Source organism: Shinella sp. G-2, assembly GCF_050172695.1.
GTDB lineage: Bacteria > Pseudomonadota > Alphaproteobacteria > Rhizobiales > Rhizobiaceae > Shinella.
On the sequence record NZ_JBBEYH010000001.1, the window covers coordinates 479,344 to 496,330 of the forward strand.

A 16,987-nucleotide genomic window follows, 5' to 3' on the forward strand; every position below is an offset into this window, starting at 1 on the left:
CCGGCGTGCCGGGCGCGGTGTCTTGCTCGACAGGCCGCCGGGAAAGAGCCACAACCGGACAACCACGAAGGAATCGACAATGGCAACGACACCCCGAAGACCTGCCAATCCAAAGGACGCCGCCGAGGCGCTGTTCAAGCCGATGAAGAAAGCGGCCGCGCCGGCGGTCGAACGGCGCGCGATCCCGAACGTCAAGGAACTCGTCTCGTTGAAAATCGATAGCGATGTCCTGGCGCATTTTCAGGCGGACGGACCCGGATGGCAGGATCGCATCAACGATGTCCTGCGGGCCGCGATGAAGCAGTCGCTCTGATTTTTGCCTTGTGATGCCATGATCGCCCGTGCCCAGCGGCATGAGCCGGCGAAGCCGCTGGTATTCGAGTGCCAGGATCGCGGTCATTGCAGACGCCAGGCCACAGAAACGGCGCCTTTGCTGGGGATGTTTTGCGCTCACGAGGGAGACGCAAGATGAAAAGCTACCTTCCGTACATCATCGGCGCCTTCGCCGGAGTGCTGATAGCGATTGTCCTCTCGAACCTGCTCGATCTCACGGGGACACCTCAACTGGCGCTGTTTGCAGGTTTGCCTGTCCTGGGTGGCGCTTTGTCGGAACGTTTCGCCCAGCGTTCCGCGGGAAAATCCTGACCTTCAGACCGGGACACCCCTCGCAGCGTGTCGGAGCGGAAGTCCCATGCCCTCAGCGGCAGCGACCTTTCCAGTCCAACGGTTAAGTGCGGGAGACGTGGCCTGACGATACAAGATTTTCAGATATTCCTTCCATTTTTTCCAAAACCAAAAATATTTTCAGCGAATTTCCGTTGATTTTTCAGCGGATTCTTTCGGCTTTTCCGTTATTGTTTTTGATGTCTGGGGCGATTTTCCTTGTATTCGCGCGAGAAAAACATATCTTTCACCCATCGAACCTTGTTTGCGACCTTTGTCTCTGCCTTTTCGGCCCGGTCAGATTTCCTATCATCGTCGATTTACACGCGCTCATTTCGGGCGTTTTTCTCCATGCGATTGAAAGGATATCGTTATGAATTCAGGCACAGTTAAGTGGTTCAACAGCACCAAGGGTTTCGGCTTCATTCAGCCTGACGACGGTTCGACCGACGTCTTCGTGCATGTCTCCGCCGTCGAGCGGGCAGGCATGGGCGCGCTGAACGAAGGACAGAAGGTCAGCTATGACATCGTCCGTGACCGCAAGTCCGGCAAGAATGCGGCTGACAACCTGCGCGCCGCCTAAGGAATAATCGCTCATTCCCGCTGACCACGGATGTACTGGCAGCGGTGAAGGCGAGCGATGGGAGAGGTCGGGTTAGCGCCCGGCCTTTTTGTTTCCGTCAACAGGGCGTCGAACCAGGGAGTTCACCATGAACCGAGCAGTCTACGCCGTCGGCGACACGGTCAGGCTCAAGCCGAACATCTTGCGCACAGACGCGGATTCGACGTGTCGGATTGTCGGTGTTCTGCCGTCCGACCACGGTGAAGTTCAATACCGTGTTCGCATCGGCAATGAGATGTTCGAACGCCGGATTCTCGCCAGCGACATCGATATGTCAGACGTTAAAGTGCCTCAACCCGTCGGCAAAGCGCCATCGAGCGCTGGTCGTAACGAACCGTGGTTGAAGCCGTCCAGCATTCGCATCAAGAGATAATTTAACGCGGCTTGCACGCCGCCATGAAGGGACAGATTTTGCAAGTTCTCGTTCGGGACAACAATGTCGATCAGGCTCTCCGAGTTCTCAAGAAAAAGATGCAGCGCGAAGGGCTGTTCCGGGAGATGAAAGCGCGCAGCGCTTATGAAAAACCTTCGGAGAAGAGGGCCCGCGAGAAGGCTGACGCCATTCGGCGCGCCCGTAAACTCGCGCGCAAGAAAGCCCAACGGGAGGGGTTGATCGCGGCACCCAAGAAGAAGCCCGCTTTCGGCGGCGGCCGGTAAGGACAAGAGCAACCGAGGGCGACCCGATGACGGCGACAAAGCAGAATTTTTTCAAGCCGACGAAGGTCAGCGCGGAACAGAAGGCAGCGGATACGAACTCCGCTGCGCGCGGCATTATCGAGCAGGAAGCGACCCTCCGGGACAAGAAAACCGAGAGGCTTCGTGCCCTGCGCCTTGCGAAGGAAGCGGCCGATCCCGCGCCGCTTCCGAAAAAGCGGACGAAAAAGACAGACTAGGGCGCTTGGCACGGGCGTCAGTCCTGCGGATCGTCGATGCGAAGAAGATCCGTTTGCCGGGGCCTGCGCGGTGAAAACCAGGCAACGAATGTTGCCGTTAATCGCTATCTGCCGAGCCGCTGCAGCCGTCCCATCAACCGTGCGCTCGATGCCGTGACACGTGGCCGAGACCGGCTTGTGATCGGGCGACGGGTAAGCACCGGAATTTCCATCGAACCGTTTCTCCCGGCGCTCTTTGGTGTATCGTCATTCTGTGCTAAAACAGCTTCTTCTAAACAGAATGGCTTGCTGAGGATCGTGCCGCATGCGCGGCGAAGGAGGCAGTGATGTTGGAAGCAAAGGTCGTTGACGCTGCAACCATAAAGAACGCCATAGAGACACGCGACGGGCGCGCCTTGGCGGCATTTTACGCCGAAGACGCGTCGATACGCATTATCGACAAGCAAAATCCGCCCAGTCGGCCACGGGAACTGGCGGGAAAGACTGCAATCTCGGCTTTTTGGGACGATGTCTGCAGCCGGGATATGGAGCACAAGGTCGATGCGACCGTCGACAGCGGCAATCGCATCGCCCTTACCGAGACATGCGCCTATCCGGACGGCACCCGTGTGTTCTGTGCCGCCATGATCGATATCGCCGACGGACATATCGTTCGTCAGACGATGATCCAGGCATGGGACGAATAGGACGGCAACAGACCCGCCGGCCAAACGCGAAAATGCGTATGGATGACAGGACCCGCGCCTATTGCCGGTGCAGCACGATCTTGCTCGTCACGATGGCCTTGCCAGACGCGGGGTCTTTGTCCGTCGTCGTCAGCGTAAGGCCGCGAGAACCTGATTTCGTCAGGGATAGCTGGGCGTTGCGGTCGCCGTTGATGTCCTTTGCCCATCGGATTGCAAGGTTCAAGGCATTGCCGCTTCGCTTGCCCGAGAGCGTTGCCGGCCCGGAGCCGGCGCCGATATACGTGCCCTTGTAGGAACCGCCACGGCGCGTAAGGTCGGCATCAACCGACCGTGAGACGACGACGAGGCCCCGGCACGTCCCATTGAGCGAAAGCGAGTCAGCGGTTGCCGTGGATTGAAAGCGGCAGGTCACGTTGATCGGACCGCGATTGGTGCGCAGCCTCACCTGCCCCTTGCCTTCGTACTGTCCTTCCAGCGACGTGAGAAACTGTTCTTCGCTGGCTGTTGCCGGGTGAGCCTGCGTAAGCGCCAGGCCGCCGGCCAGAATGGCGAGAGAGATGCATTTCATGATCCGCTCCTTCGACATGATGGAGCGGTAAGGCGCCGGAGGGGAGGGAAGTTCCGTCGCGCGCGCCGCAGAAGTGCGCGCCGCTCCCTCCAACGCCAGCGTTTTGTCGGCAATGCATCAACACGCTGTGTCGGTCCGGCCTGGGGTTCCGCGCGTTGCCTGGCCAGCGCGAAGGACGGCCATGGCCGTGCCGTCCTCCGCAGGTTGGCATTTCATCCAATCCTTTATCAGCGCGGGACATGGCTCGAGCCTTGACCATCCAGTTAGCCCTCCCGATTGCGCCGATCAAACAAATGCTTGCCGGCGGGTGGCATCGGGTTTGTCCGTTCCACCGGGTGGCGTTCGCCCGTTCGCGGCCTCTTGTTTCCACCGTCCGGAACGCCATATTGCGGCTGAGATGAATGGAGACGCAGGCATGAGCGGTGGTGAGATCAAGCGGCCTGAAGAGGTTGTTGGTTACTGGTGCGAGACGCTGACGGCGAAGGACTGGTGGCAGTCGACACCGGCCCTCGACACGCATGTCCATGAGCGGTTTGCCGCGACGCATCTTGCGCTTTCGCGCCATATCGGCCCGGAATGGCGGGCAACGCCCGAGGCGCGGCTGGCGGCGATCATCGTGCTCGATCAGTTTCCCCGCAACATGTACCGCGCGTCGCCCATGGCCTTCGCGACCGACTGGATTGCGCGGCAGGAGGCGCGGCTGGCGCTGGAGGCGGGGGCGGACAAGCTGGTGGACTATGGTCGGCGGCACTTCTTCTACATGCCGTTCGAGCATTCGGAGGATCTTGCGGATCAGGATCTCTCCGTTTCCCTCTTCGAAGCGCATGGGGACGAGATGTATCTGGACTATGCCGTCCGTCACCGGGACGTCATCGCGGATTACGGTCGCTTCCCCCATCGCAATGCCTATCTCGGCCGCCCCTCGACGCCGGCGGAAGAAGCCTATCTTGCCGAACCGGGCGCCGGATTCTAGGGGCGTCCGGCTTTCAGCGGGTGCTGGTTCGAACGACGATTGATCCAGCGACTGGCAATTCGGTTTAAAATGGCCGCAATCATGGCTAGAAGAGTGCGGAATCGCCTGGTGGCGGTGCGTCTGTTTCTGTTCAGCGAGGCTGGCCTTTGCCGATCTTCCGTCTTCTCTCGGTCTTCTTCACGGTTCTCCTGCTCGCAGCCTCGCCGGTGCTCGCCCAGGCGGAGACGGCGCCGGCTTCCGAAACCACGACGCAGTTGCAGCAGGCCAATGCCGACCTCGACCGGGCGGGCGGGCAGCTCAATGCGATCCGCGAGCAGGTGGACAAATACAAGGACGACGATGCCCGCCTTGTCGACCTGAAGGTGCAGGCCGAAGCGTTGAACCGGTCGATCCTTGCCATCTCCGTTGCGACCCGGCCGCGGCTCGACGCCATCAAGGCGCGTCAGACCGAATTGGGCGACCCGCCGGCAGACGGTGCGCCGCCGGAGGCGGACGTGGTCGTCCAGGAGCGCAAGAAGCTCGCCACGGAGCGTAACGAGATCAACGCGCTGACCGGAGAGGCGGAAAATCTCTCCATCGAGGCGACGAAGCTTTCCAATCGCGTCACGGAAATCCGGCGGCAGCTCTTCACCGATGCGATCCTGAAGCGCACCGAGATCACCCCCGAGCTCTTCACGGAGGCGAGCGGCGCTATCGCCAAGGAAACGCAGACGCTGGGCCGCACCGTGACGGCGTGGCTGCAGTTCGTCTGGAAGTTCAAGCGCATGCAGCTTCTGGGCGCTGTCGCACTGTCGCTGATGGCGGCGCTCGTGCTGCTCTCCGGCAGCTACCGGCTGTTCTCTCCCTATATCACCCGCGTCGCGCAGCAGGAAAAACCGCACTATATCACGCGCCTCTCGGTCGCCTTCTGGTCGACGATCCTGCCGACCATGGCGGCGGCCGCCTTTGCCGGCGCGAGCTATTTCTTCCTCGACGCGTTCAAGGTGCTGCGCACGGATATCGCACCCATCGTGGCCATTGCGCTCGGCGTCGTCGTGGCGGTGTCCTTCGTGGCGCAGCTTGCCAATGCGGTGCTGTCGCCCGCTGACGGGCATTGGCGGCTGGTGCGCGTGTCGGATCGCGGCGCGCGGCGCCTGTGGCTGCTGATCGTCAGCATGGCCATGGTCAATGCCGCGGACTATTTCCTCGGCACGATCAGCGAGGTGCTCGGCTCACCGGTCGTTCTGACCGTGGTCAAGAGCTTCTGTGCCTCGATCATCATCGGCGTCCTGCTTGTCATTACCGCTTTCATCAAGCCGGTCCTGCATCAGGGCGAGTTGCCGGATGCGCCGGGCCGCCCCTGGCCGCGCTCGATCTTCGTGCTTCTGATCCTCACCGGCCTCGGCCTCATCTTCGCGTCCCTGCTCGGCTATGTCGGCATGGCGCGGTTCGTCGCCACGCAGATTGTCGTGACAGGCGCGGCGATCGTGACGATGTATATCGGCTTCCTCTCGGGACGCGCGGTCTCGGCGACGAACGCTTTTGCGGAAACAGGGGTCGGCAAGCGGCTGGAGGCCCGGTTCGGCCTCAGCCAGGTGACGCTCGATCAGGTGGGCCTTGCAGCCGGTCTTGCGATCTATCTCCTGATTTTCGTCTGCTTCGTGCCGCTCATCCTGATGCAATGGGGCTTCCAGTTCGCCGAGATCGAATCCTGGGCGTATCGCATCTTCACGGAAATCCGCATCGGCAGCATCACCATTTCGCTGGTCGGCATCCTCGCCGGCGTCGCGCTCTTCGCCCTCGGTCTCGTCGTCACGCGCTGGTTCCAGAAATGGGTGGACGGCAATGTGCTGGCGCGCAGCCAGGTCGATGCGGGTGTGCGCAACTCCGTGCGCACGGCGGTAGGCTATGCGGGCGTGGCGCTTGCCGGCCTCGTCGGCATTTCGGCGGCGGGCATCAATCTTTCCAGCCTCGCGCTTGTCGCCGGTGCCCTCTCGCTCGGTATCGGTTTCGGCCTCCAGAACATCGTGTCGAACTTCGTTTCGGGCCTCATCCTGCTTGCCGAGCGGCCGTTCAAGGTGGGCGACTGGGTGGTGGCGGGGACGACAGAAGGCTTCGTGCGCCGGATCTCTGTGCGTGCCACGGAGATCGAGACCTTCCAGCGCCAGACGGTGATCGTGCCGAACTCCGTGCTCATCAACGGCCAGGTCGGCAACTGGACCCATCGCAACAAGCTCGGCCGCGTCGAGATCGCGATCAGCGTGCATGCCAGCAACGATCCGCTGCAGGTTCGCGACATCCTCACCGAAGTGGTGCGCGGCCAGCAGGGGCTGTTGCGCAATCCCGAGCCGACCGTGGTCTTCCAGGCCTTCTCGTCGACGACGCTCGACTTCGAGATCCGCGCCTTCCTTGCCGATATCCTGAACGGCACGGGCGTGAAATCGGAACTGCGCGCCGCCATTCTGGAACGCTTCCGTGCCGAGGAGATCGCCATCGGAGCGCCCGCGGCGGCCGAGGTGCCGATCAAGATCTCGCCCGAGGGCGCAGAACTGCTCACCGTTCTTCTCGAACAGGCGACGGAAAAGGTGCGCCCGAAAGCGCCGCGCAAGCGCGGCAAGCCGGACGAAGACACGCCCGAGACCTGACGGCCCGCCAGGTTTCCGGCACATGAATGCCGCATTCACGCTGCATTCAGCCGCCCCCTCATAAAACACATGCAAATCCCATCGGGGAACGGTAGTGTTCCACCAGGGCTTTGAAGAGGGCGGCGCTGCGGCGCCGGGTGAAGATGAAGCGAATGATCATGATGCTTCTCGTGTCGGCTGCGGTGTCCGCTCCGGCCATGGCTGCCTCGGTGACCAACAAGGACGCCGACACGCAGGTTCTCGTCATCGTCGAGGGCGGCAACCGCGCCGAAGTCGCACTGGAGCCGGGCTCGACCGAGACCATCTGCCCCTCCGGCTGTTTCGTCACCCTGCCGAATGGCGACCGTATCGCCCTGAACGGCGGCGAAGAGGTCGAAATCGAAGGCGGTGCCGCCTCGGTCAAGTAAGCTTCCGACGAATGCCGGCGCGGCAAGAAAAGCCGCGTCGTTTGACTTTCGTCGCAAGGTTGCCGGCCACGGCCCGGCAATTGTTGCTGCCCGCGTTTTCATGCCCTCTAAATTTAACGCTTTTGCAAAGGGTTGTGGCTACCCCTTAACTTTGGGGAAAGTTCATACCACGAAGGCATATCATGGCGTTTATCGGCATTTCCGGGATGCAGTATTCCGGCGCGTCTCTCTCGCATCACCGTATTCTTGTTGCCGAAGACTCCAATGTCTTCACCTCCATGATCTCCAAGCGGCTGAAGGAGCTTTTCGACCTCGATGTCGAGATTTGCCGCAGCTTCGAGGAACTTGAACTTGCCTATGACAAGTCAAGCGAGAAGATCACGCTGGCGATCTCCAACATCAACCTGCCGGGCGCGGAAAACGGCGAGGCGCTGAACTATCTCGTCGACCTCTCCATTCCGACGATCGTCTTTACCGGCACGTTCCAGCAGACGACGCGCGACCAGCTGCTCTCCAAGGAGATCGTCGACTATATCCTCAAGGACAATGTCTTCGCGGTCGACATGCTGGCGGAATCGGTCTGCCGCTTCCTCACCAACCATCAGCACCATGTCCTGATCGTCGATGACAGCGCGACGGCGCGGGCCCTGCTTTCCACGCGTCTCAAGCGCTATAATTTCCGCGTCAGTGTCGCCGAGAACGGCTCGAGCGCGCTCGCGCTGCTGAAGGATCATCCGGATATCGGCCTGATGATCACCGACTACAACATGCCTGACATCGACGGCTTCGAGCTGACGCGGCGCATCCGCGGCACGCGCGGCTCGCACCAGCTACGCATCATCGGCGTGTCCTCCTCCACCGACCGCCTGCTCTCGGCGCGGTTCCTCAAGGCCGGCGGCAACGATTTCATCATGCGGCCGTTCATCGACGAGGAGTTCTACTGCCGCGTGAACCAGAACCTCGACACGCTGACCCAGATCCGCACGGCCCAGCAGCGCCTGAGCGCCTGAGGCGGCGCGCGGACGATCCACCCAGTTCTGTCCCTTACGTTACGTGAGATATTTCCCGGAGAATTAACCACTTGGTAAAACCGGTGGTTTGTAATGCGCGCAAACGGGAACTTCATCTAGGGTACTGGACGACGTGGGAGTGGATACCAATCCGCAGCGAGGGCCTGCATTCCTGCGCCATTCCGGCCAGCAGGTTTTGCTCGTGGAAGACTCGCGCATGTTTTCCACGGCGCTCAAGTACCGTCTGGAAAAAGAGCTCGGCGTCACCGTCACCCATTGCCCCAGCATGGCGGCGGTGCGGGCGATCTTCCAGGCCGATGCGCCGGAATTCTCGCTCGCCGTTCTCGATCTCAATCTGCCGGATGCGCCCAATTGCGAGGCGCTCGACTATGTGATCTCCAAGGGCATCGCGCCGCTGGTGTTCACCGGCTCGTTCAGCGATGCCACGCGCGACCATATCCTGGCGAAGAACGTGCTGGATTACGTCGTCAAGGACAGCCCGGCCGCCATGCAGCAGCTCGTGCTTGCCGTCGACCGCATCCTGACGAGCGGCAAGACCCAGGTGCTCGTCGTCGATTCCGATCCGGAAAGCCTGCAGCAGCAGATCAATCTCATCGCCAAGCAGCGTTTCCAGATCATCGCGGTGGAAAGCGGCGCGGCGGCGCTCGATGCCCTCGACAGCCATGCCGGGATCGACATGGTCGTCGCCGACCTCGATCTTGCCGACATGGACGGCTTTGCGCTGCTGTCCGAAATCCGCCAGCGGCATGGCGACGACACGGTGCGCGTCGTCGGTCTTTCGACCTCGGACGACCGCATGGTGGCCGCCCGCTTCCTGCGGGCCGGCGGAGACGAATACATTCAGAAACCCTTCCTCGTCGAAGAGTTCAACAGCCGGATCTTCCACGTCGCGGCGATCCAGAAGCGCGTGCAGTCGCTGCACCGCATTGCCGCGCGGGACTACCTTACCGACATCTACAATCGCCGCTACTTCTTCGAGACGGGGCCGCGACTGGTGGATCAGGCGCTGCGCCGCGGGGAGGCCATGTCGATCGCCATCCTCGACATCGACCATTTCAAGCGTCTCAACGACACCTACGGCCATGAGGTCGGCGACGTCGTGCTGAAGGCCGTTTCCCGGCGTCTCAAGCACCGGGTGGATGGACGTCATCTGCTCGCGCGCCTCGGCGGCGAGGAATTCGGCATCATCTTCAACGGCCTGGCGCTGGACGATGCGCTGGATTACTGCGAGCGGCTGCGCGAAGATCTCGCGGCCCATCCGATCAATGCGGACGGAGAGGCGCTGACCATCACCGTTTCCGCGGGCCTTGCCGCCATTTCGGAGCGGGAAACCTTCGACAATTATCTCAATGCCGCCGACCAGTTCCTCTACATGGCCAAACATGCCGGCCGGAACCGCGTCTTCTCCGAGCTGTCGCTGGTGAGCGCGCTGGCAAGCTAGGGGTATTACTCGACGCCGAAGCGATGTCGCTTCGGCTGGATATGCTCAAAAAGCCCCGCCGGCGACGGCGGGGCTTTCGTCTCGAGGGTTGTCAGCGGGCGATGGCCGAAAGCGTCAGCTTGCGCTCTGCGCGTTCCTGCTGGGGCGAACGGTTGTAGAGTTCGCGGTAGCACTTGGAGAAGTGCGAGGCGGACACGAAGCCGCAGGCGACGGCCACTTCCACGACCGGCATGGAAGACTGCACCAGCAGGTGCCGCGCGCGGTCGAGGCGGATTTCGAGATAGTAGCGGGCAGGCGAGCGGCCCATCTCCTGGCGGAACAGGCGCTCGATCTGGCGGCGCGAGAGATCGGCGCTGTCGGCGATCTCCAGAAGCGACAGCGGCTCTGCGAGGTTCTTTTCCATGAGTTCGATGATCGACAGAACCTTGGCGTTCTGCACGCCAAGGCGCGCGCGCAGCGGCAGGCGCTGGCGGTCGTGCGGCCCGCGCACGCGGTCGGTGAGAGCCTGTTCGCAGACGCGGTTGACGAGGTTTTCGCCGAAATCCTGGTCGATGAGGTTCAGCATCATGTCGAGCGAGGCGGTGCCGCCGGCACAGGTATAGATGTTGCTGTCGATTTCGTAGAGATCGGCATAAACGTCGGCCTGCGGGAAGGCCTCGGCAAAGCCCGGCAGGTTTTCCCAGTGGATGGCGCAGCGCTTGCCGGACAGGAGGCCCGCCTGGGCGAGCACATGGGCGCCCGTACAGAGCGAGCCGACCGCGATGCCGCGGTTATAGACTTCGCGCAGCCAGGCGTTGACCGACTTGTTGGAGAAATCCTCGACATAGATGCCGGAACAGACCAGCACCATGGAGGGACGGTTCTCGCCGCCGAGATACTTGCGCTCGTCGGCGAGCGAGGAGTTGACCTCGATGCCGATGCCGCTGGAGGAAAGCACCTGCTGGCCGTCCGTGGAGGCGAGGCGCCAGGTATAGGCTTCATAGCCGAGCATGCGGTTGGCGATGCGCAGCGTCTCGATGGCCGCCGAAAAGGGCAGCATGGAGAAGTTGGGCACGAGGAAGAAGACCAGAGAACGCTTCTTGACGTTTTGCTTGTTCATCGGGATGTCCATGCTGAGGGGGCGGATGTCGCAATCGTCGCAGGCGAAACGGCCGTCGCGCTAGCATTTTTGCGACGGAGAAAAGGATGGTTGCGACTGATGTATCGGATGCATCGTTGAAATGTCAGGGCCTTGCGGCGGAATTGCGGCTGGCCCACCTTCCTTGCACATTTGCGACCTTGCCGGCGGCAGCGTCAGATTGCGACAGCCGCATTCCGACACGCGTTCCGGTTTGACAAGGCGCTTCGGTCCCGCCAAAACGAACCGACTTGCGGGGAGGACGGCCATGCTGCCAGACGGATACTCTGACGTGCCGGCGGGAAAGCTCGCCGCCGTGGTCACCTGCCTGGAGATGCGGGCGGCGCCGGCGCCGCGTGGCGATCCCGCACAACCCGGCATCACGCTGGAACGCATCGAGCGGCCGGACATCACCTGGTATCGCGATCTCTACAGGCGCATCGGCGCCGACTGGCTCTGGTCGTCTCGCCTTTCTCCCGCCGACGAAGACCTTGCGGCGATTCTCCACCACCCGGATGTCGAGGTTTACGCGGTGATGGCGAATGGGCGCGGCGAGGGGCTCCTGGAACTCGACTTCCGTGCGGCGGGCGCCTGCGAACTCGCGTTTTTCGGCCTGACGACGGCGATCATCGGCAACGGGACGGGGCGGTGGTTGATGAACCGGGCGATTGCGCGCGCCTGGTCGCGGGAGGGTTCGGCCATCGGGCGCTTCTGGGTGCATACCTGCACGCTGGATTCGCCGCAGGCGCTCGGCTTCTACCTGCGCTCGGGCTTTGTGCCGGTGGAGCGTCAGGTCGAGGTTTTCGACGATCCGAGGCTGACGGGCGTGCTGCCGGAAACGGCCGCGCCGCATATTCCCATTCTGAGGCCCTAAAAGAAAACCGCCGGAGAGACTTTGAAGGTCAGCTCCGGCGGTGTCTGGCGTCGTCGTCTTTCGGCGGATTGCCGTTACAGGCGTCCGTCATCGCGTCGTCTTGTCGAACGAGCGGAAACCGATGTCCTTGCGCTGGTCGTAGGACAGGCTTTCGATTTCGCGTTCGACGCGGTAGCGGCGCCAAGCGGCGGCGATCCGCAGGGAGAGTTCACGCAGGATATGCGACAGGCTACCGGCATCGCGGGTGCTTGCTGCACGCCGGACCGGACGATGTTCCAATGCAATTGCCATTTCCAGGGTTCCTTTCGAGCTTGGGAGGAATCGAAAGGTCGCGACCTTGATCGTGACTATCTCGCACCCTCACGCATCAATCAAACGAATATATTTGATTGGATTGATCAGTTGTCTTCATGCTTCATAAGAGCAGGCCAGTTGATGTCCTGCTGCAGATAGTCCGGCAGTTGGGACAATTCTTCGGCCGTGTGGCGAACCGTGACGCGCCGCCGATGGGCTTCGATAGCGTCGCCCACGAAGCGCCGTATTGCGTAGTAGAATCCGTTTCCGCGGGCGAGAACGGCGAGATCGGCGCCGGTTTTGAACGATTTTAGCGTGTTCATGGCGTTTTTCCTTCCATTCGATTGCTTTGCAGATTGACTATCCGCCCATCTCGGTTTTCAATCAAACGAAATGAAGTGACGCTTTACTTCAGAATTTCTGATCCATGGAGGCAGGCAATGAATCTGCTGATGCGCCAGACGCTCCCCTTGCTGGAGCTCGATATCCTGAAAACATTCGTGGCGATTGCCGAGACCGGCAACTTCACCACGGCCGCCGAGACGGTCCATCGCACGCCGTCGGCCGTGTCCATGCAGATCAAGAAGCTGGAGGAGCTTCTGGGCTGCACGCTGTTCCGGCGCGATGCGCGCTCGGTGGTGCTGACCCATCATGGCGAGGTTCTGTTGTCCTATGCGCGACGGCTGATCGCGCTCAGCAACGAGGCGGTGTCGCGCTTCATGATGCCGGAAATGAACGGCGTCGTGCGACTCGGCGCGCCTGACGATGTCGGCGAACTCATCCTGCCGGAAGTGCTGCGCCGGTTTGCCGAGACCTATCCGTCAATCGCCGTCAATGTCTCCATCGAGAACAGCGCGAACCTGCGCCGTGCGGTCGCCGAACGCCGGCTGGATCTCGCGATCTTCAACGCGACGGACGGCACGATCCCTGTTCCCGGCGAAATCCTGCTCAAGGAGCAGCTCGTCTGGGCCGGCAAGAATTGCGGCACGGCGCACCTGAAAAACCCGCTGCCGGTCTCGGTGTGGGAAGAGGGCTGCATCTGGCGCGCCCGCGCGCTGGAGGAGCTGAGCCGGTCGGGCCGCGATTTCCGCGTCGCCTATTTCTGCGCCCATCATATGGGCCAGCGCGCGGCCATCCGCGCCGACCTTGCCGTCGCGCCGCTCGCCCGCTTCCTCGTCGGCGACGACATGGTGGCGCTCGGGGAGAAGGACGGCCTGCCGGATCTTGGCAGCTACCTTATCGGCCTTGTCGTCAGCGAGGAGGCGGAAACGCCGGCGCAGGCCGTCGCCGACTATATCCGCGCGGCCTTCGCCCGCATGGAGCGCCGGCCGATGGATATGCTGCAGGTCGCCTGCTGAGCAGGCGCCCCACTTATTCGTAGGTGTAGGAAGCGCACATTTCCGCATCGCTCTCCGGCGCATCCTCCGTCGAGAAGACGGCGACGACCGTTGCACTGTTGTCGCTCGTCGCCCAGGAGGCGACATAGGTCACCGGTGCGCCGCAGAGGTGGTTGCCGTTGAGCAGCACCGGGTCCTTCGGCTCGGCGACGCTGTAGACCGATGCGCCGGTGACGCGATTGCCGTCCACCACGAACGTATCGCCGATCAGCTGGTCGAAGGTAATCTGCTCGCCGTTCTCGAACGTGATGCCGAAATCGTCGAATTCGATGTCGCCGGTGATCGACATCGCCGTGTTGCTGATGGCCGCGTAGGTATCGGCGAAGGCCGGCGCGGCGAGGCCGAGGGAAAGGGCGAGAGCGAGAAGACGAAGCATGGAGAGATCCTTAGAGTTTGTCAGGGAAAAATGGGAACCGGTTTTCCCGAAAAGACAAACGAAAACAGAAGAATTTGGAGCATGTCTGGTTCAATCTGAACCTGACATGCTCTAGTAGCGGCGGCAGCTCATCGTACGGCTGCTTTCCGACGAGGAGAAGTCCAGCGCATCCGATGTGATCTGTGAAAGCGTGATATAGACCTCGTCGGAGAGGAAGAGCGTGTAGGACCCGTCCGAGCCTTCCTGGACCTCCTGCACGTCGAAACTCTCGTCGCCGATGCTGTAGACCGTCGAGGTGAAGACGAAGGGCGCGCCGTCGCATTCCCATTCGCCTGTGAAGGGATAGTCTTCCTCAGCCCGGGCATTGCCGCTGACGGCAAGAAGCAGGAGGCTGGCGGCGGCGAGGCGGGCAAGCGGCATGGCGGGGCTTTCCGATCCGGGAGAGAGGGGCTGCACGATCGATGGAATCGACGTGCGAGGTCCATATCCTATTCTCCCAGCATGCCGATAAACCGCCGGAAACAAAGCAGAATTCGTGAGGGTGGTTTACGGACATGGTAACCGCGGCCGAGGGCCGCGGCTATAATACCTATTCGCGGCTGCGCCGGCGGCGACGACCGCCCCCTTCGCCGCCGCCGTCATCGGCAAGCACCTTGCGCTCCGGCAGCGCGACGACCTTCGCCAGTTCCGGGAAGGCGTCCACCTTGTTCGGCATCGCCATGGCGTTGACGAAGAGCTGCTGGAAGTTCGGCTCGAGCGCGGTCTCGATCTTCTCGATGCGGGCGACGGTCTTCTCGATTTCGCGGCGGTGGTCGCGGTTGAGCAGCGCCATCAGCGCGCCGGTTCCGGCGGCATTGCCGACGGCCTTCACTTCGGCAAGATCGCAGTCCGGGATGAGGCCGAGCACCATGGCGTATTTCGGATCGATGAAGGAGCCGAAGGCGCCCGCGAAGCGGATCGTATCGACATGTTCGACGCCCTGCTTTTCCATCAGGAGCTTGATGCCGGCATAAAGCGCGGACTTGGCGAGCTGGATGGCGCGGATGTCGTTCTGCGTCACCGTGATGCGCGGTTCGCCGTCATGCAGCAGATAGGAGAAGGTGCGGCCGTTCTGCAGGATGCGCGCGCTGCGCTCGCCCATCGAGCCGTCGACCACGCCGTCCTCGGAGATGATGCCGGAGAGGTACATTTCCGCGACCACCTCGATGATGGCCGAACCGCAGATGCCGGTGACGCCGACGCTGGCGGCCGCTTCCGCGAAACCGTCCTCGTCGGACCACTTGTCGACGCCGATGACGCGGAAGCGCGGCTCCAGCGTGGCGGGATCGATGCGCACGCGCTCGATGGCGCCGGGGGCGGCGCGCTGGCCGGAGGAAATCTCCGCGCCTTCGAAGGCGGGACCGGTCGGCGAGGAGGCCGCCACGACGCGGTCCTTGTTGCCGAGCACGATTTCCGCGTTGGTGCCGACGTCGACGAGCAGCATCATGCGATCCTGCCGGTAGGGGCCTTCCGCCAGCGTCGCGCCCGCCGCATCCGCGCCGACATGGCCGGCGATGCAGGGCAGCGTATAGAGCCGCGCACCGCGGTTCACGTCGATGTCGAGCTCATGCGCCCAATATTGCAGCGCGCCGGAGACGGCGAGCGCAAAGGGCGCCTGGCCGAGTTCAGTCGGATCGATGCCGAGGAAGAGATGGTGCATGATGGGATTGGCGACGAACACCATGTCGAGAATGTCGTGCCGGTCGACCTCGCCCTCGGCGCAGACCTTGCCGATCAGGCCGTTGACCGCCTCGCGCACCGCCTTGGTCATGGCTTCCCGGCCGTCCGGGTTCATCATGACGTAGGAGACGCGGCTCATCAGGTCCTCGCCGAAGCGGATCTGCGGGTTCGACGTGCCCGAAGAGGCGACGATGCGGCCGGACAGCAGCGAGACGAGATGCATGGCGATGGTCGTCGAGCCGATATCGCAGGCAATGCCGTAGGCCTCGTTCTTGAGGCCGGGCCAGAGACCGACGATGAAGGGGCGCGAGGAATCCATGTCGCGGTGGATGGCGGCGGTCACGCCCCAGTTGCCCTTGCGCAGGATCGACTGCACCTGCGGGATGAGGTGCGGGGCGATGAGCAGGTCCTTCCAGCCCCAGTCCTTTTCCAGCATCACCTTCAGCCGGTCGAGATCGCCGAGGGGCTTGTGCATGTCGGGCTCGTCCACCTCGACATAGCAGAGCTGGATGGCGGCGTTGCGCTCGATGACGCGGTCCGTCGCGGCCTTGCGGACGACCTGCGCATTGATGACCGTATCCTGCGGCACGTCGACGACGAGGTCGCCGAGAATGAGCGCGGAGCAGGAGAGGCGGCGCCCGTCCGGCAGGCCACGGATCTTTTCGTAGCGCTCTTCCTTCGGGCCCTTTTCCGAGATGTGGTCGAGCGAGGAGATGATCTTGTGCTTGGCGAAGTTGCCTTCCTGCACCTCGATCTGACAGCGCCCGCAAGTGGCGCGCCCGCCGCAGACGCTTTCGACATAGACACCGAGCTTGCGTGCGGCTTCGAGCACGGGCGTTCCCACCGGGAAACGGCCGCGCTTGCCCGAGGGCATGAAGAGGACCAGCGGTTCCTTTGCCGAAGCTTCCGTCATATTGGTCTCCCTCTCGCCTTCAATGCGCATCGCTCGTACTCTCTCTTGCGGATAAATCCCCGCACCTAGCCCTTCTTGCCGGCGAGGCGGCGCACATTGCGGCGCACGCGTTTGCCGTAGGGCTTCAATGCGGCTTCGGAAACGGCGCGGGCCGTGGTCTCGGGCGTTGCCGCCGTCATCATGGCCTTTGCCAAAGCAAAATTGGCTGCCATGGCGCTTTCCGCCGCGGCAGCCATCTTCTCGGTGACCATTCGGGTCATTTCGGCGGTGTTCTGCGTCGAACCCGTCAGCGTCGCCATGCCCATCTCGTGGCAGCGCATGGCGATCACGAGGGGCGCCTCCAGCCAGAGGCTGAAGGCGTCGCGACGAAGCTGACGCCCGCCGGCCAC

At 62.4% G+C, this 16,987-nt stretch carries 22 protein-coding genes; 14 read left to right on the forward strand and 8 right to left on the reverse strand.

What is annotated here, in order from left to right:
* The first annotated feature begins 79 nt into the window (after positions 1-79).
* The 7 genes from V8U06_RS02395 to V8U06_RS02425 all read left to right on the forward strand — a co-directional run bounded on the left by V8U06_RS02395 (position 80) and on the right by V8U06_RS02425 (position 2,864).
* Positions 80-313: a BrnA antitoxin family protein gene (locus V8U06_RS02395; protein WP_427139576.1), complete on the forward strand. Its 234-nt coding sequence runs from the start codon at positions 80-82 to the stop codon at positions 311-313.
* A gap of 155 nt (positions 314-468) precedes the next feature.
* Complete coding sequence (locus V8U06_RS02400) at positions 469-645, forward strand: hypothetical protein (protein WP_427139349.1); 177 nt, start codon at positions 469-471, stop codon at positions 643-645.
* A gap of 391 nt (positions 646-1,036) precedes the next feature.
* Complete coding sequence (locus tag V8U06_RS02405) at positions 1,037-1,246, forward strand: cold-shock protein (RefSeq protein ID WP_427139350.1); 210 nt, start codon at positions 1,037-1,039, stop codon at positions 1,244-1,246.
* A gap of 127 nt (positions 1,247-1,373) precedes the next feature.
* The gene (locus V8U06_RS02410) at positions 1,374-1,658 is read left to right on the forward strand and encodes a cold-shock protein (RefSeq protein WP_427139351.1); all 285 of its coding nucleotides are present in this window, start codon (positions 1,374-1,376) and stop codon (positions 1,656-1,658) included.
* A 38-nt stretch (positions 1,659-1,696) separates the two neighbouring features.
* Positions 1,697-1,942 (forward strand): 30S ribosomal protein S21, encoded by a 246-nt coding sequence (gene rpsU, locus V8U06_RS02415; RefSeq protein WP_427139577.1) that lies wholly within the window; start codon positions 1,697-1,699, stop codon positions 1,940-1,942.
* 26 nt (positions 1,943-1,968) lie between these two features.
* On the forward strand, positions 1,969-2,178 hold the full coding sequence (locus V8U06_RS02420; RefSeq protein WP_427139352.1) for a hypothetical protein: 210 nt from the start codon (positions 1,969-1,971) through the stop codon (positions 2,176-2,178).
* Between the two features lie 326 nt (positions 2,179-2,504).
* Complete coding sequence (locus V8U06_RS02425; protein ID WP_427139353.1) at positions 2,505-2,864, forward strand: nuclear transport factor 2 family protein; 360 nt, start codon at positions 2,505-2,507, stop codon at positions 2,862-2,864.
* Between the two features lie 58 nt (positions 2,865-2,922).
* Here the strand turns inward: V8U06_RS02425 and V8U06_RS02430 are convergent, their stop codons facing one another.
* Positions 2,923-3,432 (reverse strand): hypothetical protein, encoded by a 510-nt coding sequence (locus V8U06_RS02430; protein WP_427139354.1) that lies wholly within the window; start codon positions 3,430-3,432, stop codon positions 2,923-2,925.
* A gap of 415 nt (positions 3,433-3,847) precedes the next feature.
* On the opposite strand from V8U06_RS02430, the gene V8U06_RS02435 reads away from it, so the two are divergent.
* The 5 genes from V8U06_RS02435 to V8U06_RS02455 all read left to right on the forward strand — a co-directional run bounded on the left by V8U06_RS02435 (position 3,848) and on the right by V8U06_RS02455 (position 9,908).
* Positions 3,848-4,405: a DUF924 family protein gene (locus V8U06_RS02435; protein ID WP_427139355.1), complete on the forward strand. Its 558-nt coding sequence runs from the start codon at positions 3,848-3,850 to the stop codon at positions 4,403-4,405.
* A gap of 146 nt (positions 4,406-4,551) precedes the next feature.
* Positions 4,552-7,029 carry a mechanosensitive ion channel domain-containing protein gene (locus V8U06_RS02440; RefSeq protein ID WP_427139356.1) on the forward strand — a complete coding sequence of 826 codons (2,478 nt, stop codon included), beginning with the start codon at positions 4,552-4,554 and terminating at the stop codon, positions 7,027-7,029.
* 143 nt (positions 7,030-7,172) lie between these two features.
* Positions 7,173-7,436, forward strand: a complete 264-nt coding sequence (locus V8U06_RS02445) for a hypothetical protein (RefSeq protein ID WP_427139357.1) — start codon at positions 7,173-7,175, stop codon at positions 7,434-7,436.
* 182 nt (positions 7,437-7,618) lie between these two features.
* Entirely contained in the window at positions 7,619-8,446 is an 828-nt protein-coding gene (locus V8U06_RS02450; RefSeq protein ID WP_226918672.1) for a response regulator, read from the forward strand.
* A 139-nt stretch (positions 8,447-8,585) separates the two neighbouring features.
* The gene (locus tag V8U06_RS02455) at positions 8,586-9,908 is read left to right on the forward strand and encodes a GGDEF domain-containing response regulator (protein WP_427139358.1); all 1,323 of its coding nucleotides are present in this window, start codon (positions 8,586-8,588) and stop codon (positions 9,906-9,908) included.
* Positions 9,909-9,999: 91 nt separating this feature from the next.
* Here the strand turns inward: V8U06_RS02455 and V8U06_RS02460 are convergent, their stop codons facing one another.
* Positions 10,000-11,007, reverse strand: a complete 1,008-nt coding sequence (locus tag V8U06_RS02460; protein WP_427139359.1) for a GlxA family transcriptional regulator — start codon at positions 11,005-11,007, stop codon at positions 10,000-10,002.
* Positions 11,008-11,293: 286 nt separating this feature from the next.
* On the opposite strand from V8U06_RS02460, the gene V8U06_RS02465 reads away from it, so the two are divergent.
* Positions 11,294-11,899: a GNAT family N-acetyltransferase gene (locus V8U06_RS02465; protein ID WP_427139360.1), complete on the forward strand. Its 606-nt coding sequence runs from the start codon at positions 11,294-11,296 to the stop codon at positions 11,897-11,899.
* 87 nt (positions 11,900-11,986) lie between these two features.
* Here V8U06_RS02465 and V8U06_RS02470 read toward each other — a convergent pair whose 3' ends face one another.
* Both V8U06_RS02470 and V8U06_RS02475 read right to left on the reverse strand, forming a co-directional pair.
* Positions 11,987-12,190 (reverse strand): hypothetical protein, encoded by a 204-nt coding sequence (locus tag V8U06_RS02470; protein WP_427139361.1) that lies wholly within the window; start codon positions 12,188-12,190, stop codon positions 11,987-11,989.
* Between the two features lie 107 nt (positions 12,191-12,297).
* Positions 12,298-12,516, reverse strand: coding sequence for a hypothetical protein (locus V8U06_RS02475; protein WP_226918677.1), 219 nt, complete (start codon positions 12,514-12,516; stop codon positions 12,298-12,300).
* A gap of 117 nt (positions 12,517-12,633) precedes the next feature.
* Between V8U06_RS02475 and V8U06_RS02480 the strand changes: the two genes are divergently transcribed.
* Positions 12,634-13,551, forward strand: a complete 918-nt coding sequence (locus V8U06_RS02480) for a LysR family transcriptional regulator (protein ID WP_427139362.1) — start codon at positions 12,634-12,636, stop codon at positions 13,549-13,551.
* Between the two features lie 13 nt (positions 13,552-13,564).
* Here V8U06_RS02480 and V8U06_RS02485 read toward each other — a convergent pair whose 3' ends face one another.
* The 4 genes from V8U06_RS02485 to V8U06_RS02500 form a co-directional block, all read right to left on the reverse strand.
* Positions 13,565-13,966, reverse strand: coding sequence for a hypothetical protein (locus V8U06_RS02485; RefSeq protein WP_427139363.1), 402 nt, complete (start codon positions 13,964-13,966; stop codon positions 13,565-13,567).
* A gap of 111 nt (positions 13,967-14,077) precedes the next feature.
* Complete coding sequence (locus tag V8U06_RS02490) at positions 14,078-14,386, reverse strand: hypothetical protein (RefSeq protein WP_226918680.1); 309 nt, start codon at positions 14,384-14,386, stop codon at positions 14,078-14,080.
* Between the two features lie 169 nt (positions 14,387-14,555).
* A complete protein-coding gene (locus tag V8U06_RS02495) occupies positions 14,556-16,598 on the reverse strand; it encodes an ASKHA domain-containing protein (protein WP_427139364.1) in 2,043 nt (680 codons plus the stop codon).
* A 65-nt stretch (positions 16,599-16,663) separates the two neighbouring features.
* Positions 16,664-16,987 (reverse strand): hypothetical protein, encoded by a 324-nt coding sequence (locus V8U06_RS02500; RefSeq protein WP_226918682.1) that lies wholly within the window; start codon positions 16,985-16,987, stop codon positions 16,664-16,666.